The following is a 20,873-nucleotide window of genomic DNA, read 5'->3' on the forward strand; positions in this document are numbered from 1 at the left end:
CGCATAACCGTCGCGCGATCGTGCGTACACGCCCGTTAGCGACTACAGCTTCGGTCACCGGTACGTTCGAGGGCAGGACGCTGATGACGCTCTGGCCGCAGAGACCAGCGCGCCGGCGGTCGCGTGAAGAGTGAAGAGCGAAGAGCGGAGAGCGGAGAGCGAAACGATCTATTATCGGTTCGGAGACGCGTATCCAACCTGATACTCGCCGGCATAGCGAACCGACACGTGGTAGACCTCGCCGAACTCGTCGTCGCTATCGGCTTCGGTACCGGCGTCGACCGTGAACGTTTCTCCCTCCTCGAAATCGCCGTCGATTTCGTCGCCGAGTTCGATTTCGAATCTATCCTCGTCCGTCCAGACCTCGGCCGTCAGTTCGGCGGCGGACAGTTCGTCGCCGCCGACGTGTTCGATCGTCCCAGCATCGTACTCGAGTTCGACCGACGGCTGCGGCTGGGTCGAGCCGATTCGCGTCTCCGTGGCGGCCCAGACGGCCTCGACATCCACACCGATCGGCACGTCCGTAAGTTCGATCGTGGCACCTGAACTGACCGTCTCGAACTCGTCCGTCCACTGCGTGTCGGCGGGCTCGCCGTCGATCAGGAGTTCGTACTCCGACGCCGATCGCTCGATGTCGCTCGCCTCGACTTCGTCCGTCTCCGAGGCGGGTCGACGGCTGTCGAACTCGAGAACCGCCTCGAGTCGCTCGCTGTCGTAGTCGTACTCGAAGGAGACGCGTCCCGGAGGACGAGCCTGCACTCGGCTGATGCTGTCGTCGTACGCGGTTCCGTCCCAGCCGACGAGGACCGTATCGCCGGGTTCGACACCGTCGAGCGTCGCCGTGTCTCCTTCGGACAGCGTCTCACCCGTCCACGGCTGGGCGGACGTTCGCGGTTCGGGTGTCTCCTCGTCGGGCCGGTAATACGGTCGGTCCTCGTAAACCGCGAGGTGAACTCGATCGCCGTCGAGCGGGAAGTCGTCGTCGTACGTGACGACGAGTTCGCCGGTATCGACGTCGAACTCGGACTCGAAGCGGAAGTGAGAGAGGATCGACGTTCCGCTCGAGGAACCGCCAAGGGCGTGATCGTGACTGAGGCTGATCGACAGGTTCGGTTCGACGTCGTCCATGTCCATGACGATTGTATCGCCGGCCTCGAGTTTGCCGTGGCCGTTGGTCCAGATGTCGCGGTCGTACTCTTCACCGTCAACCTCGAAGGTCACGTCCTCGATCGGCGTCGGATCGCCGCGGAGGAGTTCGATCTCGAGGTACTCGTCGTCGAAATCGATCTCACGGTCGACGTGGAGGCTACCGGGACTGTCGTGTTCCCGAACGGCTCGTTCGGCGGCGAGGTCGCGTTCGACCGTGGTGCTGACGAACGCCCCATCAACCTCGACCGCGGGTTCGTCCGCCGTTGCAGTGTAGGCGAACTCCGCCTCGAGGGTTTCGATCAGTTCGTCGGTAACAGCCGACTCGTCCTCGAACTGGACGCCAATCGAAACTTCCATCGTGTCTCGATCGAGAACGGTCTGTGCGCGGACGACGTACTCAACGGCTGCGTCCTCGACATCGCGTGGCGCCATTTGCTCGTCCCCGACCTGAACGGTCCGTGCGTCGCTGCCGTCGAAGACCGTCAATCCGTCCTCGACCGTCGACGCGGATTCGAGAAGTCGGTCTCCCTCGCCCGCCTTCGCGTCGAACGCCGCGTCGACTGTCTCGGCGTCCGTGGCGACGACGAGAACGTCGCCGTCCGTTCCGACGACGGTCTCATCCCGGCTGTCGTGTGCAGTGAACTCGTACTCAATACCGGCGTCACTCTCGCGGGTCTCGGTCTCGGCTTCGAGTTCACTATCGGTGACGAGGACCCTGAGCGGCTGGGAGAACTCGTCGGTGTAGGAGGTCACGAAGGCGCTCTTTGAGACCGACTCCGCATCGATATCGAGCGAGCCAATGGACGGACGGGGATCGTGGGGCTGGTCGGCCTCGAGCAGGCGGTCGTAGTCGACCGCGGTTACGACCATCGAGTCGTCGGCGACTGCTGCTGGAAGGTACGCGAGCACGTCATCGAACGACGATTCGGTCGTCGTGGAGGCAACGGGCGTGCGTTCTGACTCCGTCGTCGCAACGGTCGAACCGGAGAGGGCAGTAATCATCGTCGCACCGATTCCTCCAAGAACTGCGCGGCGGGGACGTTGTTGCATACAGGTTCGGTTTGATTCTTCACATACAAGTAGGTTATCATTACTTTCACTGTAAACGATCTATCTGCAGAATCTCACGGTCAAAGACGGCCCGAGGCGACGAGGCTTAATCCGTGCAATACAATCACTCTCGATATGGCCGCGACGATTCCCGTCACGATTCTCGCCGGTAGCCTCGGAGCCGGTAAGACGACGCTGCTCAATCACCTGCTCCAACACGCCGACGGCCGTGATCTCGCCGTCCTGATCAACGATATGGGCGAGGTGAACGTCGACGCCGAACTCGTCGCCGACGGGTCGGAACTCGATGTCGACGACGGCATCGCCGAACTCTCGAACGGCTGTCTCTGCTGTGAACTGCAAGACGACCTCGAAACCGCCGTCGTCCGGCTGGCCCGTTCCTACGAGTTCGATCATCTCGTCGTCGAGTCCTCCGGCATCTCCGAGCCGGAACCCGTTGCTCGCCTCTTTACCACGACCTCGCGCGTCGCCGCTCGCTACGACGTCGATGCGATCGTTACCGTCCTCGATACGCCGCTGTTCATCGACACCTTCGCGGGGGAAGCGGTACCGGAACGCCGGACCGACCCGGCCGCAGAATCCGACCGCCCGCTCTCGGACCTCCTGATCGAGCAACTCGAGGCCGCCGACCTGATTCTTTGCAACAAGACCGACCGCTGTGAACCGGCTGAACTCGCCGAAACGGATGCGCTCCTCGATGCGCTTCGGCCGACCGCCGAGACGATTCACACCGAGTTCAGCGCGGTCGATCCCGATCGAGTGCTCGGCGTGGACCGATTCGATCCGGCAACTGATGCACAGCAGAATCGGGGCCGTCGGGACCAGGATCGAGGACAGGGTCAACCGTCCGATCAGAACTCCGATCACGACCATGAGGCCGACCACACCCACCGCCGCCCATCCGAAGCCTACGGCGTCGACTCGTTCGTCTTCCGCGTACGCCGGCCCTTCCCCCCCGATCGATTCGCCGCCATCCTCCGCGATCTGCCCGCCGCTGTCGTTCGCTCCAAAGGCACCGCCTGGGTCGCCGGCACCGACATGCAACTCTCCCTCTCCCAGGCCGGCCCGTCCGTTCGGCTGACTGCAACCGGCCCCTGGATCGCCACCCTACCTGCACTTGAACGCGACCTCTACCGTTCTAACCGTCCCAACCTCGAGTGGCACGACGAGTTCGGCGACCGACAGACCGAACTCGTGGTTATCGCGACGGCGCGCGACGATACCGGTGAGCACAACGGTTTCGACACTGAAATCGACGGCGTCGAGTCGCGACTGCGCGCGCGGCTAACGGACGGTCTCGTCACCGAGACCGAGTGGGACCGTGACGCATTCGCGCCCAAGAACTCGTTTCCGGTCGAACCCGGCGAAGAAACCGTTTTGAGGCGGGAATAGCCGCTCTTTTAGGGCGGCCAGAAAGACCTAAACACTGGACACTCATTTTATGACGAATGTCGTATTTTTCTCAATATATGTCGGCGTATTAGAACGGTATTATGTGGTTATTAGGTGCCGAGATTGTCCGGTAAACAGCTACTAACTGCCTAATGCGTGCTTAATGGAGACAGTTCCTGAATTGAAACGTAATGGCTATTTTACTGTTTATGCCGACACGATATACAATAACGTTTAGGAGGGCGTAGTTCACTCACCTGAGTGAGTAGTATGAGCACCACCGACCGCCCGACCCCCTCTGCGGCCACAGCGAATGCCTCGGCGAGCGACCGCTCGCGCGACGAATCGACGACACTCTCCGATGACGATGTCTTTCATATCCTTCAGACCTCGCGGAGACGCGAGGCGATTCGGTATATGCTCACTGCGGACGGGGCCGTCAAGATGGGAAATCTTGCGGAGCACGTCGCCGCTCGCGAGCACGAGACAACGGTCGCCAAACTGTCCTCGACACAGCGCCAACGGGTCTACATCCCACTCTACCAGTCGCACCTACCGAAACTCGATAAGGCCGGCGTTATCGACTACAACAAGTCACGCGGTATCGTCAAGCCCGGGGACCACCTCGAAATCTTCAGACCGTATCTCGAAGTCACGACACCCGATCCGATGGCTGCCGACGACGAAACCGACCGATCGCTCCTCGGTCGTTTCGGCGGTTCGGTAATGACTGACGAAACGTACTACGTCGCCACCGCGACGGCGAGCGTTGGCCTGTTACTCGCGGCCGCGTTCGGCCTCCTCCCGATCTCCGGACTCGCTCTCGGCACCATCGTCACGGCTCTGTTCGTCCTGACCACCGTTGCCTGTACCGACCACCCGTTTGCGATTCAACAGGTCACCGACCGTCGGCGAAGTCAGTGATCGGACGCCCCGTCCGACCGCGGCGGACCTGAACCCGGACCCGAACCCGAACCCGAACCCGAACCGCCGGCACGGAAACTGCTAAGTAAGTGTCGTGCCCCTATCGCGCTATGGGTAGCGATCCCGATTCGGAGAGCAGGCGTGACGGATTCCGCGACGGACTCGAGTCCTCGAGCGGCGATCCGCGCCTGCTCGTTGTGTTGAACGCCGCCCTCTCGGGGCTGTTCGCCTGGTGGCTCGTCTGGGGTGCAGACGCGATCGGGATGATCGAGTTCAGCCTCGCTACTGTTGCCGTCGTCGCGGTCGGACTGTTCGTTCTCACGCACGTGATGACGCGCCCGTAGGCTGCAACCCGTCCGTCTGCGGGGACGCCGAAAAACCGGTCTCGCAATCGTCTCACTCGTCGAGATAGCCTAACGCGGCCAGGTCCTTCTTGAACTCGCGCCGTTCAACGTCCGACGCGACTTGGACGGATTCGAATTCGCGATCCAATTCCGCGGCTAACTGCTCGCGTTTCGACTCGGGTATTTCTGAGACGGGAACGGTCTCTTCGTCACCATCACCGATCCGCGTCGCGATTCGCTCGTCTCCAGTATCGATCAGCTTGTACTCCGTTCCGCGGACGCCCTTGATATCTTCCCGGTAATTCGGCACTTCCGTGTAGACGTAGTCGGCACCCCCGTCCGAAAGCTCGAACAGTCCGGTGCCGTCAACGATAGATTCCTTGAGTAATCGAAGCGGTGCCTGGCCGTCGACGGTTCGAGACGGTCCGCGGGGGTGACGAACGATGAGCGGGACGGCGACCAGCGTGTCCCACAGTTCGTGCGCGTGACCGAATTTGCCGAACTCGCCGAACCCTTCGCCGTGATCGCCGGTGACGATGATAAGCGAGTTCTCGAACTCGCCTTCCGAACGAAGGTGGTCGAGAAGACGGCCGATCTGCTCGTCGACGTAGCGGACCGAGCAGTCGTAGACGTACTCCATATCGGGGACGTCCGCGTCGGTGATTTCGTCCTGCGCACTCCGTGTTTTCTGCGAGAGTTGTTTGATCTTCTTCGGCGGAAAGACACGCCCGTACTGTTTCTGGATCCGTTTCGGCGAGAGGTACGGATGATGGGTATCCATGTAATGGACCCACAGGAACCGTTTGCCGTCCGTTTCCCCCATCCAATCGAGTGCTCTATCGGTGATGACGTCGGCCCCGTCGTCCCTGTGAAAGAGGCTTTTCCCGAGGTGCTCCATCGCGAGATTGTTCGCGTGCGACGCGGCATCCATGAGCGGCGTGTCTTCGATCAGATCACGGACGTACAGCCGCCACGCACCGCTGTTGTTTTCCTTTCGCGCTTCCGCACTCACGTCATCGAAGTAGTCGAACCCGCGGTCGATATTGTACCGTCGCCCCGTGAAGTTGTTCTGGCTGAGTCCGGCGGTGGCAAAGCCGCGGTCCGACAGTTCCTCCGCGATCGTCGTCGGTGAACCGCCCGTTGGCAACCCGTATTCGTCGAACTGGGATGAAAACTTCCCGGTGAGCATCGACGGAATCGTGTCGCGTGTCGACGGACCGGGCGCGATGCCGGGGTTGAACTCGAGCGCTTCCGCTGCGAGTTCGTCCAGCGTCGGTGTAAGTGGCTCGTCGTTGCGGGTCGCGTGCACGCGGTCGGCGCGCAGTGAGTCCGCCGAAAGGAGGATCACGGTATCGAGATCGTCAACCGGCGGCAGTTCACCCGAATTGGTCATACCGATGCAACACGGCTAAACTAGTTAGTCCTTTTTGGTATGAATTCGTGAAATTCGGTGTTAGGTGGGTAGAGACGGATAACAGAACCAACGGAGGGACGTACTTACACATCACCTCTGTTGCACTTGTGGGGCGTCTGAACTCGCCGGTGACGGCTCCCAGCGAAACGAGCGGGAGTGAGCGATCGCATCGGGACGGTCGATCGGCGCTGAAATCGAGCGACTGGACCGCCGTATCGATCTGCCGAAGCCAACAGGTACTCACGGATCGACCGCGACAATCCCAGCAATGGCTGTCCCCGCGTTCGCCTCGGTTCGGCCGAGCAAACCCGACCTCGCCGTCTTCATCTCGGGTGTCACCAGTATGGGTCTCGAGATGCTCGCCATGCGGACGCTCGCTCCCGAGTTCGGAAATCACATCTACACGGTTGGGGGAATCCTGACCGTCTTGCTCGCCGCGTTGAGTCTCGGCTACTGGCAGGGCGGCAAGCGCGCGGCGGTCGCGACGAACCGTCAGATGAGTTGGCTCATGCTCGCGACCGCGGCGTACGTCGGTGTCGTCGTCTTCGCGAGCGACATTCTGCTCACGTACACCTCGGCGCTCGCGCTCCCTGCGCGATACGCGTCCCTGCCGGCCGTCATCGTCCTCTTCGGCCCCCCGACCTACCTCCTCGGGTTCATCAGCCCCTACGCGGCTGAACTCTCGAAGAAGGAAGGCACTGGGGAAGCCTCCGGCCACGTCTACGCCCTCGGCACGATCGGCAGCATCGTCGGTTCGGGGGCGACGACGTTCGTTTTCATTCCGGCACTGAGCATCGACGGGATCGGTCTCCTGTTCGGACTCATGCTCGTTGGCACCGCACTCATCCTTGTAGTTCCGGAACTGCCGCGCAGGCCGACCGCTGCCAGCGTACTCGTTGCGCTCGCGCTCGTCGGCGCTGCCGCCGGCGGTCCCGCCCTCTTCGACATCGACCATCGGGGTGAGGTCGTCTACGAGACCCAGACGCCGTACCAACAACTCGAGGTCATCGATAACGGCGGCGAACGGACGATGTACCTCGACGGCGCACAACACAGCGCGCTCGACCTCGACCAACCGGACCGACACGTCTTCACCTACACGAAGTACTTCCACCTGCCGATGCTCATGAGCGACGATATCGAGAACGTCGACCGCGTCCTGTTCATCGGCGGTGGCGGCTACACCGGGCCGCAGGACTTCGCCGACCAGTACAACGCGACGGTCGACGTGGTCGAAATCGATCCGTCCGTCACCGATGCCGCGGAGGAGTACTTCGGCCTCGAAGACCCCGAGCAGTCCGCCGATATAAACGTCCACGCGACCGACGGGAGACAGTTCCTCCAGCGAACCGACGAAACCTACGACGTGATCGTCCTCGACGCCTACAAGAAAGAACAGGTCCCCTTCCACCTGACCACCGTCGAGTTCATGGAACTCGTTTCGGATCGGCTGGCCGATGACGGCCGCTTCCACGCGAACGTCATTTCGGCTCCGAACGGACCGGCCGCCGAGTTCTATCGCGCCCAGTACCGGACGGTACAGGAAGCCTTCCCCGACGCCTACAGTTTCCGCACGTCGGACTCGAATAACGTCCAGAACATCGAAATCGTGGCGACGAACGACGACACCGCGTTCGACGAGTCCGAACTCGAAGCCAGGAACGACGCGCGCGCCGAGACGATGGGAGTCGATCTCAGCAGTGCAATCGATAACAGACTGGACGAGCCGAATACGGACGACGCGCCGGTCCTCCGCGACGACCGCGGCGAGGTCGATAGCCTGCTCGACCCGATGCTGGGACAGCGGTACGTGATCGAGGAATCGGCGGACGGCGAGGGTGGGACCGAAGCCGATACCGAACCCGCCGAACCGACGGCTGCGATCGCCGCCGATTCGAACCCCGGTGCGAGGGCGACGCTCATCGGCTAAGACCGAACCGATTACCGATATATCCCTTGATACCGCTCTCGATACTCTCGGAGTGCGATCCGCGCCCGTCGTCGCGACGTGAACCCGAACCCGACGGCCGGACACGACTCGTCCGGACACTCCCACCGGAACGTCTCTGACCGTGGATCCTTGCGCACTGGAACGTCAGACTCGCAGCGCGGACAGCACCATCCCCACCGCGTATCGGCGGCGAACTCTCGTGGCCGTGACATACGCTCGATACGGAACAGGGCCGCCGGCCGGATAAGAACTCGACTGCACTGGTTTCTGTTTTATCCATCGTTTGCGTCCCCGGATATGACGTTTCGAGAGAGAAAGAGAGGAAGAGAGTGAGAGAGGAAGAGAGGAAGAGAGGAAGAGAGTGAGAGAGGAAGAGAGGAAGAGAGTGCGGAGACCGCAGCATCGGCTCACAACCCCAAACGGTGTAGCGACCACGCAGTGTGCTGGCGTTACAGCGACGTACAAACGTGTTCGCCACTCACGACTTCCGGAATCACGACCTCGTCCGCACCGGCACGACGGGCGAGCGCTTCATCGCGTTGGTCGCCAGCGCGGACGACGAGCGTTACCGTCGGCGCGAGTTGACTCGCCGCGATAGCGATTTGGATGTTCGCGTTCGAATCGTCGATCGCTCCGACGACAGTAGCCGCCTGCTTGACACCCGAATCAGTGAGCGTCTCTTCACGGCGCGCATCACCGTTTACCGCGAGAATTCCGTCTTCGATTGCCTGCTGGTACTGTGCGTCCTGTTGTTCGATAACTACCACCTTGCGGTCTGCCTCCCGGAGCCGCGCTGCGATGGTCTTTCCGAACGTCCCGTAGCCACAGATAACGACGTGATCTGAAAGGGCGTTGATGTCTTGTTCGATCTTCATATGTTTGAACTCTTCCTGTATTTGTCCGCCAAACGCCGCTGAAAACAGCGTTTCACCGATCCATAAACTAGCGACGACCAAGCCGGAAAGCACGACGATAGCGTATGCTTTGACGAGCGTTGCAGGGCCCTCGTGAGTCTGGAAGTGGAGTTCGATGCTCGTGGGGTCGATCAACCAGAAGAGCGAATCGATGATTCCGATTCCATCAACCGTACGAAAGCCCACGATTCCGGCGACAATGACGGCAATAAATGCGACCACAGGCCGTAGCAACTGCCGCAGCACCGGTCGGCGAACGAACGCTTCAACGAGATTGTTCGAGTTCATCATCGTCCCTCCGCTGCGATCGTCGGCTTCCAGAGTGAACCACGTGAGTGTGATTCGGTCGAGATGCCGGCTCTCGGCGTTGGATCGTCCTCAGAACGGAGAGTGAGGCCCTGTACTTTAATAAGTATCCTATTACCCCAGATTCGACCCAAGTCCATTCTAATACTCGCCAATAGGTACACATATGAGGCACCAATGTATGTATTTCTACTGTATATTAAATCATGTTATTTTCTGCCAAGCGTTCGGGACTTGGCCCGTCTATAGTAACAACTGCAACGATTTGCATACCGATCGTCTAGTCATCATACGATCAGGCATGTATTGACTTGCAGTAGCGACGATAGCTGTTGATTATGGGGCCACCAGACTGTTCGCAGCGAGTAGTTCGACGATACCGGTCGGACGCGTATGTCACAACACGTGTATCCACCAGTCATATCGGTTCAGCGGTTGCTGCTCTAGTGCTGGAACAGCGATCCGTTGTCCGGCACAGCCTTTAAAGAGAGCAATAGAACAGGGGAACGGCTACCCGTTCGTCGTTCCCACCCCCGACAGATGCAACTCGATCAGTCGACTCAGGAAACCGCCTGGAGCGGGACGGTCCCCAGCGCACTCGACGCTCGCGTACTCGGTCTCGTCGTCGTGACGGCGGGGCTCGCAGCGTCGGTGAACGTCCCCTACGGCGGCATCCCGCTCGCCGCTGCCGCGTTCGTCCTTCTCGCAGGCACCGGTGTCGTCGTGCACGTCCTCGGCGAGCGAAAATTGCGACGGATCACCGACGGCCTCGTCGAACGCTGGGCCGACGCCGGCGGCGAGATCGAAACCGTCACGAAATCCACAACCGGCATGCGGACCGAGTGGACCGTTCACACCTCCGACGGCACCATCACGATCGGCGGTATCGCACTCGTCCCGCTCTCTCGCCTCTCGATTGAATGGCAGGGCGTCGGCGATACGATGGACGCCAGCGAGGCGGCGGCGAACATGGACCAACTCGCAGCCAGCCTCTACGAGGAAATCTTCGAAATCGGCTCGCCATCCCGGCGCGCGTAACTGCCGCTCGCTCCCCTCTCGTCTCACCGGACCGTTTCTCCCACCGCACACCGCGAACCACACCTACTCAGTTGGTATCAGTTTCTCGTGAACTCGTCTTTAATAGTTGTACAGAATACCGTGTCGTATGGCAACTGAGTACACACCCACCGAGCTGATGGATCGAGATTCCCGAGCGAACCGCTACTATCGGAACGCGGTCGAACGCCACTGGGACCCCGGCGAAATCGAACTCGAGGAAGACGTCGAGAATCTCCTCGCATACGTCGACGCTGCAGACGAGTTCACTCGGGCGGACTGGGAGCGAACGCTGAACGGCATCGCGAAGTTCGGGGCGGGTGAGGACGCCGTCACGGAGGACCTCGCGCCGCTTGCAACGGTACTCGACGATCTCGACGAACAGCTGTTTCTGACGACGCAGTTGTACGAGGAGGCCAAACACGCCGACTTCTTCGACCGCTACTGGCGCGAGGTCCTCTGGACCGTCGAGGATGAACGCGGCTGGAATCGGTCGAATCCCCGCGCAGACAAGTGGTTCAACGACCCCTACGTCGAACTGTTCGACCGCAATCGGGTGGCCCAGTACCGGCTGCTCGAGGACGACACGCCCGAAAACCGTGCGAAGGCGTACTGTCACTACCACCTCACCGTCGAGGGGATTCTCGCCCAGACGGGCTACTACGGGATGCAAACGTCCTACGGCGGCGAGTTCGACGCGCTGCCGCACCTTCCGGGACTGGTCGAAGGATTCAGCAAGATCCGTAGCGACGAGGGCAGACACGTCGGCTTCGGTATGAACCAGCTCAAGAAACTTATCGCCGACGGCGTCGACCCGTCGCTCGTCCAGGAGACGGTCGACGAACTCGTGCCGCTCGTCCAGGGTATCACCGAAGACGAGCGGTTCCAGCCCGACGACGAGAGCGAGCAGGTGGGTCTCGAAGACGGGAGACTGGCCGCCTACGCACTCGAGAAGCATACGGATCGAATGCAACAGATCACGGACGCCGCAGCCGACATTCCGGATGTCGGTGAACTCGTTCAGCTAGAAGACGACTAGGGGCTCGAAGCGGCCAAGGCCGTCCGATGACGGCCCGCGACGAATCGCTCTCGTCGGTGACTTGAACCGGCCAGCACCCCGAGAACCCGACGACTGCCGCCGCGGACACTATAGTCTCAGCGGTCGTCGCTCCACCATGCTCGTCCTCGGTGACGCCCACGCGTCCGACCCGGCCCGCCGCGAGACCCTGCTCGAATGCTATCGGACCGTCAACCCCGACCGCGTCCTGCAGGTCGGCGACCTCGAACACTACGACCTGCCGGCACCGACCTGGTTCGTCGCCGGCAACAACGAGGACCTCGACGTGATCGAGGCGCTCCGGACCGAAAACCGACCGGCGAGAACGACCAACGTCAACCTCCTCGCGAGTTCAGCCGCGGCGCTCGAGGGGCGCCGTGTCGCCGGCCTCTCGGGAAACTACGCGCCGACGAAGTACGACTGTTCACGGGCTGAACTCAAGGACGACCGCCGCCGTCACTTCACCCACGAAGATATCGAACGGGCTGCCGACTTGTCGGATATCGACGTGCTGCTCACTCACGAGGCCCCGACCGGCCTGCTGTACTACGGCTACGATCCGGGCTGTGAGCACGTGACCGACCTGCTCGAGGCGCTCTCGCCGACCCTCTGTCTGGTCGGCCACCACCACACCCACCGCGAAGCCGAAATTGCGGGCACCAGGGTCGTGAGTCTCGCACCCGCCTGGGAACGCTACTACACGCTCGACCCGGCGACGCTCGAACTCACCGCCCACGACCACGAGTTCGGCTCCGGTGAACTCGGTCCCGACGAGTGACTGGTTGTGTATTCGAGAGCGGCGGAGAATACCAAAATTATATAGTAGACAATGGTTTGATGGTACTCGAACAGCGATTAGGAACATAAACTCCAGGACCAGTTCAGAGCCGCTCATATGCCCATATACTCCGTTTCGTAATAGTGGGCTGATATTCGTCGCAACAGAATACAGATACATCAAAGATGGCTATCTGGACTTGAAACGCCGAATACTCTGGGTTCTGGAAGGAAGGCGATATCAGAGGCACACAAGTAATATATATGAGATTTTTAAGTACACCTCTGGACAAAAACATATCAGATTTGATGTTCCCATTGATCGTGAAACGTTCATCGTGGTCTCGATATCGATAGCCTTGCGGCGGACGGCGAAACCGGTTCCGCCGTCGCTGCCCACCGTGTTGCTACCACTATCGCTACCAGTTCCGATACCGATCAGCCGCCGAAGAGAGACGACGGCCGCCAGGACACTTAAGGGGCCGCTCGAAGAGGGATACGATATGTATCGCGTCTTACTGTCGGTCAACCGGAACGAACGACGAACGGACCAGGCGATCTCGATTCTCCGCTCGCTCCCCGGCGATCCGTCGGACATCGAGGTCGTCGCCCTGAACGTCTTCGAGAAGTTCGACGTAACCGGTGTCAGCGGCCGCGTCAATTCGGAAAACCTCTACGATGAAACGGCCTTCCCACAGCACGCCGAGACCGCGCTCGCTGAACTCGAAGACGAGGGCATGTCGATCGAAACGCGGCGGGAACACGGCGATCCGGCCGAGACGATCCTCGAGGTTGCCTCGGAGATCGACGCCGACAGTATCGTGCTGTGCGGCCGCGAGCGGAGCCCGACCGGGAAGGTACTGTTCGGCAGCGTCACACAGTCGGTCCTGCTTTCGGCGGATCGACCCGTCATCACACAGATGCAGACTGAAGACTGAGACGGTCTGCTGTACCGATTTCCTGGTGCACCTACAGACGGGTCGCGGCTGCGCCGGAACTAACTACCAGCAGGCCGGATGAGTCCGTCATCGACTCCGAATCCTCAGTTTCTGACGGCGGACGAACGCCCGGTGCTCGGATTCCCCGCCGTCGTCAGCGAACGACCGGGGCATCGACGGTGCCGATCGATTCCACGGTGGCGCTGACGTGGTCGCCGGGCGAGATCGGCTCCGCGCCGGGCGTCCCCGTGCTGATCAGATCGCCCGGTTCGAGCGTCATCACGTCGCTGTGGAACGAGACGAGTTCAGCCGGCGGGAACAGCATGTTTCGGATCTCGTTTTCGGCTGCAATCTCGTCGTTGACGATGGTGCGGACTGTCAGTTCCTCGAGTGCGAGCGGTTCCTCGGGGATGGCGATCGCCCGGCCGACGACGAGGAACGAGTCGAAGCTCTTGGCGCGGGTGAGAAATCGCGGGTTGCGCCGGAGGATGTCCTCCGCGGTCATATCGATGATGGGGAGGTAGCCCGCGATCACGTCGGCAGTGGTCTCTGTGTCGACGTTTCGGCAGGAGCGGCCGATGAGTACGGCGAGTTCAGCTTCGGCGGTGACGCCGTCCGTCTGCTCGACCGGCGGCAGCCTGATCGGGCCGCCCGGGCCGGTGAGCGCGCTTTCGGGTTTCATGAAACTCGCCGGTTCGTCGGGTCGCTGTTCGTCCAGATCGCCGGCGTGGTCGGCGTAGTTGAGGCCGATTCCCCAGAGTTTGCCGAACTCGGCGAGCGGCGGGCCGAACTGGATGTGTGCCGGATCGATTCGCGCGGCCGGAACAGTATCGAGGGCGGGTAGCGTTCCGGCGGCGGCGCGTCCCAGTGCGTCCCTGACGGCCGTCAGTTCGGGTGTTGCCGACGCCAGTGGTACGTAGCCGTCGTCGTCGCCGAGAAGCGCCGTTCCGTCGATGGTGCGTGCGAGGTACTTCATTAGGTGTCTCTGAATCCGTGGTCTCTCGATGGAGAGTCAGTCGTCCCGATCCGTCCAGAAGTCGAACGAGCGCCCGGGCGCGAACACGTCCAGCCCGATCGCGAGTTCGTCGCCGGTGTTCTCGACGCGGTGGGACTCCCAGGCGTCGAGCCAGACGGAGTCGTACCGTTCGAGCGTGATTTCGTCGTCCTCGGTCGCAACCGTCAACTCGCCCTCGAGACAGAGACAGACCTGCTCGTTCTCGTGGTCGTGCATCGGCGAGCTGTGGCCCGGCGGCTTTTCGAACCACTCGAAGGAGAACGCGTCGCTGCCGGCCATCGAGACCCGTCGCCAGCCGTCGTCGGGCTCGTAGGTCTCGGCCTCGTCGAACGGGACCGGCTTCATAGGTTCGCTCCGGTCGACCCTCCGTCGATGAGGACGCTCTCGCCGTTGATGTAGCCCGACAGCGGCGAGGAGAGGAACGCGACGGTGTTGCCCAGTTCCATCGGATCGCCGACGCGCTCGAGCGGGTTACTTGCCCAGTCGTCGAGCCCCGCTTCGTAGGAGTCGTACTCGCCGCGGTCGACGGCCTGATTGACGAGTTCTTCGATGCGCTCGGTCTCGTGTGGCCCGGGAAGCACCGCGTTCGTCCGCACGTCGGGCGCGAACTCCTTCGAGAGGGTCTTCTCCAGGCCGATGACGCTCATCCGGACCGAGTTCGACAGGACGAGGCTGTTGATCGCCTCCTTAACGCTCCGGGAGGTGATGTTGACGATGGTTCCCGCGTCGCTCTCGCGCAGGTGCGGTTCCGCTTCCCGAGCCAGGCGGACGACGCTCATGACGAGCAGGTCGTAGGCCTGATACCAGTCCTCGTCGTCGGTGTCGAGGAACGGACCGGACGGCGGGCCGCCGGCGCTCGTCACGAGGTGGTCGATGCCGCCGAACTCATCGACGGTGGTCTCGACCAGCGCTTCGATGTCGTCCTCGTCGGTCAGATCGCCCTGCTGGGTGACGACCTCGCCGGTCGCGTCCGCTTCGATGTCGGCTTTTGCGTCCGCGAGTCGGTCCGCGTCGCGACCGTTGATGACGACGTTTGCGCCCTCCCGGGCGAGCGCCCGCGCAGACGCCTTTCCGAGGCCGCTCGAGGAGGCCGTCACCAGCGCCGCGTTGCCGTCGATCTGTAGGTCCATATCGTCCGTAAAGCCAAAGGAGAGCACGAAAAAGGTTGCCGTTGCGGTAATCCCAACGGAGGACGGGACGCCGACGACGACCGCTGGATTCCGGACTGCGGAATTATCTGGATCCCGCACGCATCGCGGCTTCCAACGGCTAACGGCCGACTCTTCTCCAGTAGGTGCGGTTTCGTCCGCCTGGTACCCGACAGTGGATTACATATGTACACCTGTAATGTATCAGTACCGTTCGACGGCTGGTACGCCCCGCCTGCTTCTTGAATTCCGGCCCATAGAAGCGTTCCACGAAACTGTCTCCGATCATGGACCTGGATAATCGCTGCCCCAGGCGCGCTGTCGCCTGATCCTCGCCACCCAGGTTAGCTGGTAGCACCACGCCTCCGTAGAGATGATTCCACAGAGCGGAACTACTAAGTAGCGGTCCGACCGACAGTCACTATGGCGGACCGGAACGACAACGACGCGATCCAGACCACGAACACCAGCTTCGAAATTATTCACGCGCTGCAGGAGCTCGGTCCCGCCCGCCTTTCCACCATTGCGGATCGGCTCGGACTGGCAGAAAGCACGACACACAGGCACTTGCAGACGCTTTCGGACCTGCGGTACGTCTCTCGCGACGGCGACCGCTACCAGATCGGCCTGCGCTTTGCGCGGCTGGGCCGGGCCGCCCAGACGCGCGATCCGGCCTACGAGATGGCCAAGCCACACGTCCAAGAACTCGCCGAGGAGACCGGCGAACGCGCCCAGTTCGTCGTCGAAGACCACGGGCTCGGCATCTACCTGCACGTCGAAACCGGTAGCCGGGCCGTCCGCGTCGGCTTCGGCGTCGGCCGACAGATCCACCTCCACTCCTCCTCCGCCGGCAAGGCGATCCTCGCACACTCCCCCCGCGAGCGCGTCGACGACATCCTCGATCAGTGGGGCCTGCCCGCCCACGCGACGAACACGATCACCGACCGCGACGCGCTCTACGACGAACTCGAAACCGTTCGTGAGCGCGGCGTCGCGTTCAATCGCGAGGAACACGTCGACGGACTCAACGGCACTGCGGTCCCGGTCAAACGCGACGGCCGAGCCGTCGGCGCACTCGCCGTCGCCGGCCCCTCACACCGCCTCACCGGCGAGTGGTTCGAAGACGAGGTCCCGAGCATGATGCTCGCCGCCGCGAACGAACTCGAACTGAACGTGACCTACGCCTCGGACGCGAGTTCAACTGACCACATTGTAGAGTAGCCTGTCAAGCGTCGAACGTCGCGGTGCCGTCCTCGAACCGCAACCGTTCCCGTTCGAGCACGGTGACGTTGTCATCGCTCTCGAGTGCAGCGGCAAGCGCCTCGGAGACGCGGAACTCGGCGAGGGCGGTCGTGTTCTCGATCCAGACGATGCGGGCGGTGGCGGGATCGTAGCCGCCGAGGGCGGGCAGCGCGATCCGAAGCGCGAGTTCGTCGTCCGGTGCGACGGGCGGGAGTTTCGCCTTGGAGAGCGAGCCGCTGGTCAAGGCGTTCGCGTACACTTTCTGAAGGTCGAGTTGCTCGATCGCTCGCCGGCGCGTGATGTCCGCGAGGCCGATGCCGTTGCCGTTACCCTTCGTCTTCTCGGTAAGTCCGCGCGCGTAGATGAGATCGATCGAGGGCTCGTCGGGATCGGGCGCGTTGATGACGCGATACCGGCCGATCACGTTCGTGTCCATGCCCGCGCCGGAGATCTCCTTCCCGAGTTCGTCGACGACGAGGAGGTCGATGTCGTCGGCGGGCAGCGTCGCCATCTCCGCGGTCGCCCGCTCGAGCAGTTCGGGTTCGCGCGTCTTGAGTTCGGGTGCCGGAATCGCCTCGATGTGGCCGAGTTCCTCGTGGAAGTTCTCGACGAGCGCGAGGCCGCCGAGCAGCGGGGTGGAGTCGCGGATGGCGGCGGTTAGCGCCTCGATGGTGGGGACGTAGCCTTCCGCGAGCGCCGTCGAGTGAAACGCCTGCGCGCCTCGCTGTTTGCCGAGGCCGACGGCGAGCATCTTGCAGCACCCGCTTTCGATCCGGCCGGTAAAGTTCGTGTGCGGTTTGATCCGGTTGATCACCAGTACCGCGTCCGCCTCGAGTGCGGCGGCGGAGAAGTAGACCGGTGTGGCCGTGTCGCCGACGTCGACCTCGTCAAGCTGCTCGACGGCCATCGCGGCCTCGATGGGGGCACCGACGCGCTCCTCGCTGATCCCGAGCGCGGCGAGGATTTCGCGCTGGCCCTCGGGCGTCGCGCCGCCGTGGCTCCCCATCGCGGGGACGATGATCGGCTCGAATCCCCGCTCGTCGAGCGTGGCAACCGTCTCCGCGGCGATGTCCGCGATCCGGTGAATCCCTCTGCTGCCGAGGCCGACCGCCACGGTTGCGCCCGGCTCGAGTTCGTCGAGCGGGAGTCGCCCCAGCTCCTCGCGAACCGTTTCGAGCGGGGTGTCGAGCGTCGCAGTGGCCGGGTCGTAGCGAACGCGTGCGAACGACGGGAGCGGCTGCGGGTCGAGCAGGTCCTGGAGGTCGCACCGATCGGGGAACTCCATAGCGGCTTGTCTCGATCCTGGCATATATACTATCGGCTACATGCTGGGTTTCGCGTCGTGAAACGGGATCGGTGGCGGGAGGGTTGAATCTGAACCGTAACCACAGGCGACACTTGCCGGATGGTGGGTGGTTTTTGGTACCGTTTGACGTGCACCGACTGTGGAGATCACAGCAATCGAAAGCGTTCCGGTAGAGATCCCGCTGGCGGAGCCGGTGTCCTTCTCGAACCGGACGCTGACCGCCCGCGACCACGCGATCACGTTCGTTCGCACTGCGGACGGCCGCGAGGGCGTCGGCTACTCGCTCGGGTACGAGGGCGCGCACCTGATCTCGCAGGCGGTGAAGTCGCTCCTCGAGCCGATGCTCGTCGGGGAGGACCCGCGAGACACCGAACGGCTGTGGCGCAAGCTGTACGACGGGACCGTTCAAATCGGCCGCTCCGGACTCCTCCTGCGGGCGATTTCGACCGTCGATATCGCGCTGTGGGATCTGAAAGCGAAGATCGCCGAGCAGCCGCTGTACAAACTCCTCGGCGGGCACGCCGACGCGGTCCCCTCCTACGCCAGCGGCGGCTACTACCGCGACGACAAGGGCCACGAGGGGCTGCGCGAGGAGATGCGCCGGTACATCGACGAGGGCCACGACGTCGTCAAAATGAAGGTTGGCCGGCGGTCTCTCGAGGCGGAAGCCGACCGCGTCGCGGCCGTCCGCGAGGAAATCGGCGACGAGCGCACCCTGTTGCTCGACGCCAACGGGGCCTGGTCGACCGCGACGGAAGCCATCCGCAACTGCCGCGCGTTCGAGCCGTTCGACCCGTACTTCATCGAAGAACCGGTCATGATCGACAGCACCGAGGCGATGACCGCGGTCAACGACGCGATCTCGTATCCGGTCGCGACGGGTGAACTCGAGGGTCCGCGCTACGACTTCGAGCGCCTGTACAGCGACGGCGCGGCGACGATCCTCCAGCCGGATGCGACGGTCTGTGGCGGCATCACGGAGTGGCTCAAGATCGCCCACTACGCGGCGGCGCTCGACGTGCCGATCGCGCCCCACTACAACTGGAACCTCCACGCCTCGCTGGTCGGGTCGGTCGAGAACGCCCTCTGGGTGGAGTACTTCTATCGCGACATGGACGTGAAGGTTTTCGACGACATCGTCGAAACGCCGCTGCGTCCGGACGACGACGGCACGATTTCCCTGCCGGACGAGCCGGGACACGGCGTCCGGATGGACGAGAATGCGATCGAGCGGTTCCGATACGAGCGATGAGACAATCGACCCACCCGCAACCACCGACACCGCACGCGGAACAGCCGGCCGAATCGATACCCTCCCCATCCGGCGAACCGAAATACGACCCATCACCGACCGACTTACCGACACCATGAAAGACTTCTCCAACCAGATCGCGAACCGAGCCGACAGCCGCACCGTCGAAATCACCGCCATCGACACCTGCGTCGTCGAGGGCAACTTCGAGTGGAACCTCATCAAAATCGAAACCGACGCCGGCGTCACCGGCATCGGCGAAGCCTACCGCGGCGGCGGCATCCCTGAACTCGTCGAGTACACCGAACGCTTCCTGCTCGGCGAGAACCCGCTCGACGTCCAGCGTCTCTACAGGCGAATCATCCAGGAGATGTCCGGCCACGGCGGCACGACCGGCAAGGTCGTCACCGCCGCCTCCGGCATCGAAATCGCCCTCTGGGACGCCGCCGGGAAACTCCTCGACCTGCCGGTCTACCAGTTACTCGGCAGCAAACTCCGCGATGAGGTCCGCATCTACTGCGACTGCCACGCCGGCGAGGCCTACGCCGTCGAGGACGGCTCCACCGACTACGCGGACGCCGAGGCCTACTCGCCCGAAGCCTACGCGAACGAGGCTCGCCGCGTCGTCGACATGGGATTCAGCGCCCTCAAATTCGACCTCGACCTCGAGCAAGACAACGATCCCGACCCGTTCAACGGCCGACTCACGAACGGTGCCATCGAGGAGAAACGTGAGATCGTCGCCGCCGTCCGCGAGGAGATCGGCTCCGACATCGACCTCGCGTTCGACTGTCACTGGGACTACTCCGTCGAGAGCGCGAAACGGCTCGCCTACGAACTCGAACCTTACGACCTCATGTGGCTCGAAGACCTCGTCCCGCCAGAGAACATGGACGCCCAGAAAGAAGTCACGACGGCCACGCGCACGCCGGTCGCAACCGGCGAGAACCGATTTCGCGTCCACGAACTCTCGGGCCTGCTCTACGACCACGGCGTCGACATCGTCACGCCCGATCCGACGACCGTCGGCGGCCTCGGCGAAACGATGCGCATCGCCGACCGCGCCGAAGAAAACTACATCCCTATCTCACCGCACAACGTCTGTAGCCCGGTCGGGACGATGGCTTGCGTCCACCTCGGTGCAGTGATCTCCAACTTCGACGTCCTCGAGTTCCACGCGCTCGAGGTCGACTGGTGGGACGACCTGATCGAACGCGACCAACCGCTGATTCGGGACGGCTTCATCGAGGTCCCGGAGACGCCGGGCCTCGGCGTTGAACTCGACGACGCGATCGTCGAGGAGCACCTGCTCGACGGGACGACCGGCTTCTAGGGCGTCGACCGTACGGATGCTGACGAGTTCAACGCTGGAACGATAAAACGGGTGGATTTAACACGGTAGTCAGTGTGTGTCACGCATGGCTTCGGACGAGACGATCGGAACGCGGGTGGTAGAGACGCTCGGCCGCGTCCACGAGCGCTACGACGAGACGGCGGCGGGTATCCGGACGTACGTCCCCGCCGCCGTCACCGCCATCGAGGTTGTCCTCGCCCTGGCGCTGTTCGCGATGCTGGCCCTCTGGTTCGTCCGCTATCTCGGCTGACGACGCTGCAAGG

The 20,873-nt window shown here is 62.5% G+C and carries 20 protein-coding genes; 12 read left to right on the forward strand and 8 right to left on the reverse strand.

The window, feature by feature from the left end:
• Nucleotides 1-171: 171 nt before the first annotated feature.
• Nucleotides 172-2,199 (reverse strand): hypothetical protein, encoded by a 2,028-nt coding sequence (locus tag C484_RS05290; RefSeq protein ID WP_049915043.1) that lies wholly within the window; start codon nt 2,197-2,199, stop codon nt 172-174.
• A gap of 135 nt (nt 2,200-2,334) precedes the next feature.
• On the opposite strand from C484_RS05290, the gene C484_RS05295 reads away from it, so the two are divergent.
• The 3 genes from C484_RS05295 to C484_RS05305 all read left to right on the forward strand — a co-directional run bounded on the left by C484_RS05295 (nt 2,335) and on the right by C484_RS05305 (nt 4,880).
• Complete coding sequence (locus C484_RS05295) at nt 2,335-3,612, forward strand: CobW family GTP-binding protein (protein WP_006824915.1); 1,278 nt, start codon at nt 2,335-2,337, stop codon at nt 3,610-3,612.
• Nucleotides 3,613-3,882: 270 nt separating this feature from the next.
• Complete coding sequence (locus C484_RS05300) at nt 3,883-4,536, forward strand: DUF7344 domain-containing protein (protein WP_006824916.1); 654 nt, start codon at nt 3,883-3,885, stop codon at nt 4,534-4,536.
• Between the two features lie 110 nt (nt 4,537-4,646).
• On the forward strand, nt 4,647-4,880 hold the full coding sequence (locus C484_RS05305; RefSeq protein WP_006824917.1) for a hypothetical protein: 234 nt from the start codon (nt 4,647-4,649) through the stop codon (nt 4,878-4,880).
• Nucleotides 4,881-4,932: 52 nt separating this feature from the next.
• Here C484_RS05305 and C484_RS05310 read toward each other — a convergent pair whose 3' ends face one another.
• Nucleotides 4,933-6,273, reverse strand: a complete 1,341-nt coding sequence (locus C484_RS05310) for a sulfatase (protein WP_006824918.1) — start codon at nt 6,271-6,273, stop codon at nt 4,933-4,935.
• A gap of 289 nt (nt 6,274-6,562) precedes the next feature.
• Here C484_RS05310 and C484_RS05315 point away from each other — a divergent pair, with 289 nt between their 5' ends.
• Nucleotides 6,563-8,224, forward strand: coding sequence for a spermidine synthase (locus C484_RS05315; RefSeq protein ID WP_006824919.1), 1,662 nt, complete (start codon nt 6,563-6,565; stop codon nt 8,222-8,224).
• Nucleotides 8,225-8,235: 11 nt separating this feature from the next.
• On the opposite strand, the gene C484_RS24155 is transcribed toward C484_RS05315, so the two are convergent.
• On the reverse strand, nt 8,236-8,457 hold the full coding sequence (locus tag C484_RS24155) for a hypothetical protein (protein ID WP_083867292.1): 222 nt from the start codon (nt 8,455-8,457) through the stop codon (nt 8,236-8,238).
• Between the two features lie 237 nt (nt 8,458-8,694).
• A complete protein-coding gene (locus tag C484_RS05320; protein WP_006824920.1) occupies nt 8,695-9,450 on the reverse strand; it encodes a potassium channel family protein in 756 nt (251 codons plus the stop codon).
• Nucleotides 9,451-10,005: 555 nt separating this feature from the next.
• On the opposite strand from C484_RS05320, the gene C484_RS05325 reads away from it, so the two are divergent.
• From C484_RS05325 to C484_RS05340, 4 genes are all read left to right on the forward strand, one after another.
• Nucleotides 10,006-10,503, forward strand: coding sequence for a hypothetical protein (locus tag C484_RS05325; protein WP_006824921.1), 498 nt, complete (start codon nt 10,006-10,008; stop codon nt 10,501-10,503).
• 127 nt (nt 10,504-10,630) lie between these two features.
• Nucleotides 10,631-11,560: a ribonucleoside-diphosphate reductase gene (locus tag C484_RS05330; RefSeq protein WP_049915044.1), complete on the forward strand. Its 930-nt coding sequence runs from the start codon at nt 10,631-10,633 to the stop codon at nt 11,558-11,560.
• 136 nt (nt 11,561-11,696) lie between these two features.
• The gene (locus tag C484_RS05335) at nt 11,697-12,356 is read left to right on the forward strand and encodes a metallophosphoesterase family protein (RefSeq protein WP_006824923.1); all 660 of its coding nucleotides are present in this window, start codon (nt 11,697-11,699) and stop codon (nt 12,354-12,356) included.
• Between the two features lie 502 nt (nt 12,357-12,858).
• Nucleotides 12,859-13,293 carry a universal stress protein gene (locus C484_RS05340; protein WP_006824924.1) on the forward strand — a complete coding sequence of 145 codons (435 nt, stop codon included), beginning with the start codon at nt 12,859-12,861 and terminating at the stop codon, nt 13,291-13,293.
• A 154-nt stretch (nt 13,294-13,447) separates the two neighbouring features.
• Here C484_RS05340 and C484_RS05345 read toward each other — a convergent pair whose 3' ends face one another.
• From C484_RS05345 to C484_RS05355, 3 genes are read right to left on the reverse strand one after another with little or no spacing between them, the layout of a single operon-like run.
• Nucleotides 13,448-14,269, reverse strand: a complete 822-nt coding sequence (locus tag C484_RS05345) for a fumarylacetoacetate hydrolase family protein (RefSeq protein ID WP_006824925.1) — start codon at nt 14,267-14,269, stop codon at nt 13,448-13,450.
• Nucleotides 14,270-14,305: 36 nt separating this feature from the next.
• Complete coding sequence (locus tag C484_RS05350) at nt 14,306-14,653, reverse strand: cupin domain-containing protein (RefSeq protein WP_006824926.1); 348 nt, start codon at nt 14,651-14,653, stop codon at nt 14,306-14,308.
• Nucleotides 14,650-15,438, reverse strand: coding sequence for an SDR family oxidoreductase (locus tag C484_RS05355; RefSeq protein WP_006824927.1), 789 nt, complete (start codon nt 15,436-15,438; stop codon nt 14,650-14,652). Before C484_RS05355 ends, C484_RS05350 begins: the two co-directional genes overlap by 4 nt.
• A 441-nt stretch (nt 15,439-15,879) precedes the next feature.
• Here C484_RS05355 and C484_RS05360 point away from each other — a divergent pair, with 441 nt between their 5' ends.
• Nucleotides 15,880-16,677 (forward strand): IclR family transcriptional regulator, encoded by a 798-nt coding sequence (locus C484_RS05360; RefSeq protein WP_006824928.1) that lies wholly within the window; start codon nt 15,880-15,882, stop codon nt 16,675-16,677.
• 4 nt (nt 16,678-16,681) lie between these two features.
• Here C484_RS05360 and C484_RS05365 read toward each other — a convergent pair whose 3' ends face one another.
• A complete protein-coding gene (locus C484_RS05365) occupies nt 16,682-17,983 on the reverse strand; it encodes a DUF362 domain-containing protein (protein WP_006824929.1) in 1,302 nt (433 codons plus the stop codon).
• Between the two features lie 160 nt (nt 17,984-18,143).
• Between C484_RS05365 and C484_RS05370 the strand changes: the two genes are divergently transcribed.
• The 3 genes from C484_RS05370 (at nt 18,144) to C484_RS05380 (ending at nt 20,860) form a co-directional block, all read left to right on the forward strand.
• Nucleotides 18,144-19,256 carry a mandelate racemase/muconate lactonizing enzyme family protein gene (locus C484_RS05370; RefSeq protein WP_006824930.1) on the forward strand — a complete coding sequence of 371 codons (1,113 nt, stop codon included), beginning with the start codon at nt 18,144-18,146 and terminating at the stop codon, nt 19,254-19,256.
• 115 nt (nt 19,257-19,371) lie between these two features.
• Nucleotides 19,372-20,589, forward strand: coding sequence for an enolase C-terminal domain-like protein (locus tag C484_RS05375; RefSeq protein ID WP_049915048.1), 1,218 nt, complete (start codon nt 19,372-19,374; stop codon nt 20,587-20,589).
• Nucleotides 20,590-20,674: 85 nt separating this feature from the next.
• Nucleotides 20,675-20,860, forward strand: a complete 186-nt coding sequence (locus tag C484_RS05380) for a hypothetical protein (protein WP_006108117.1) — start codon at nt 20,675-20,677, stop codon at nt 20,858-20,860.
• Nucleotides 20,861-20,873: the final 13 nt, after the last annotated feature.

It is taken from the genome of Natrialba taiwanensis DSM 12281, assembly GCF_000337595.1.
GTDB classification, from domain to species: Archaea; Halobacteriota; Halobacteria; order Halobacteriales; family Natrialbaceae; genus Natrialba; species Natrialba taiwanensis.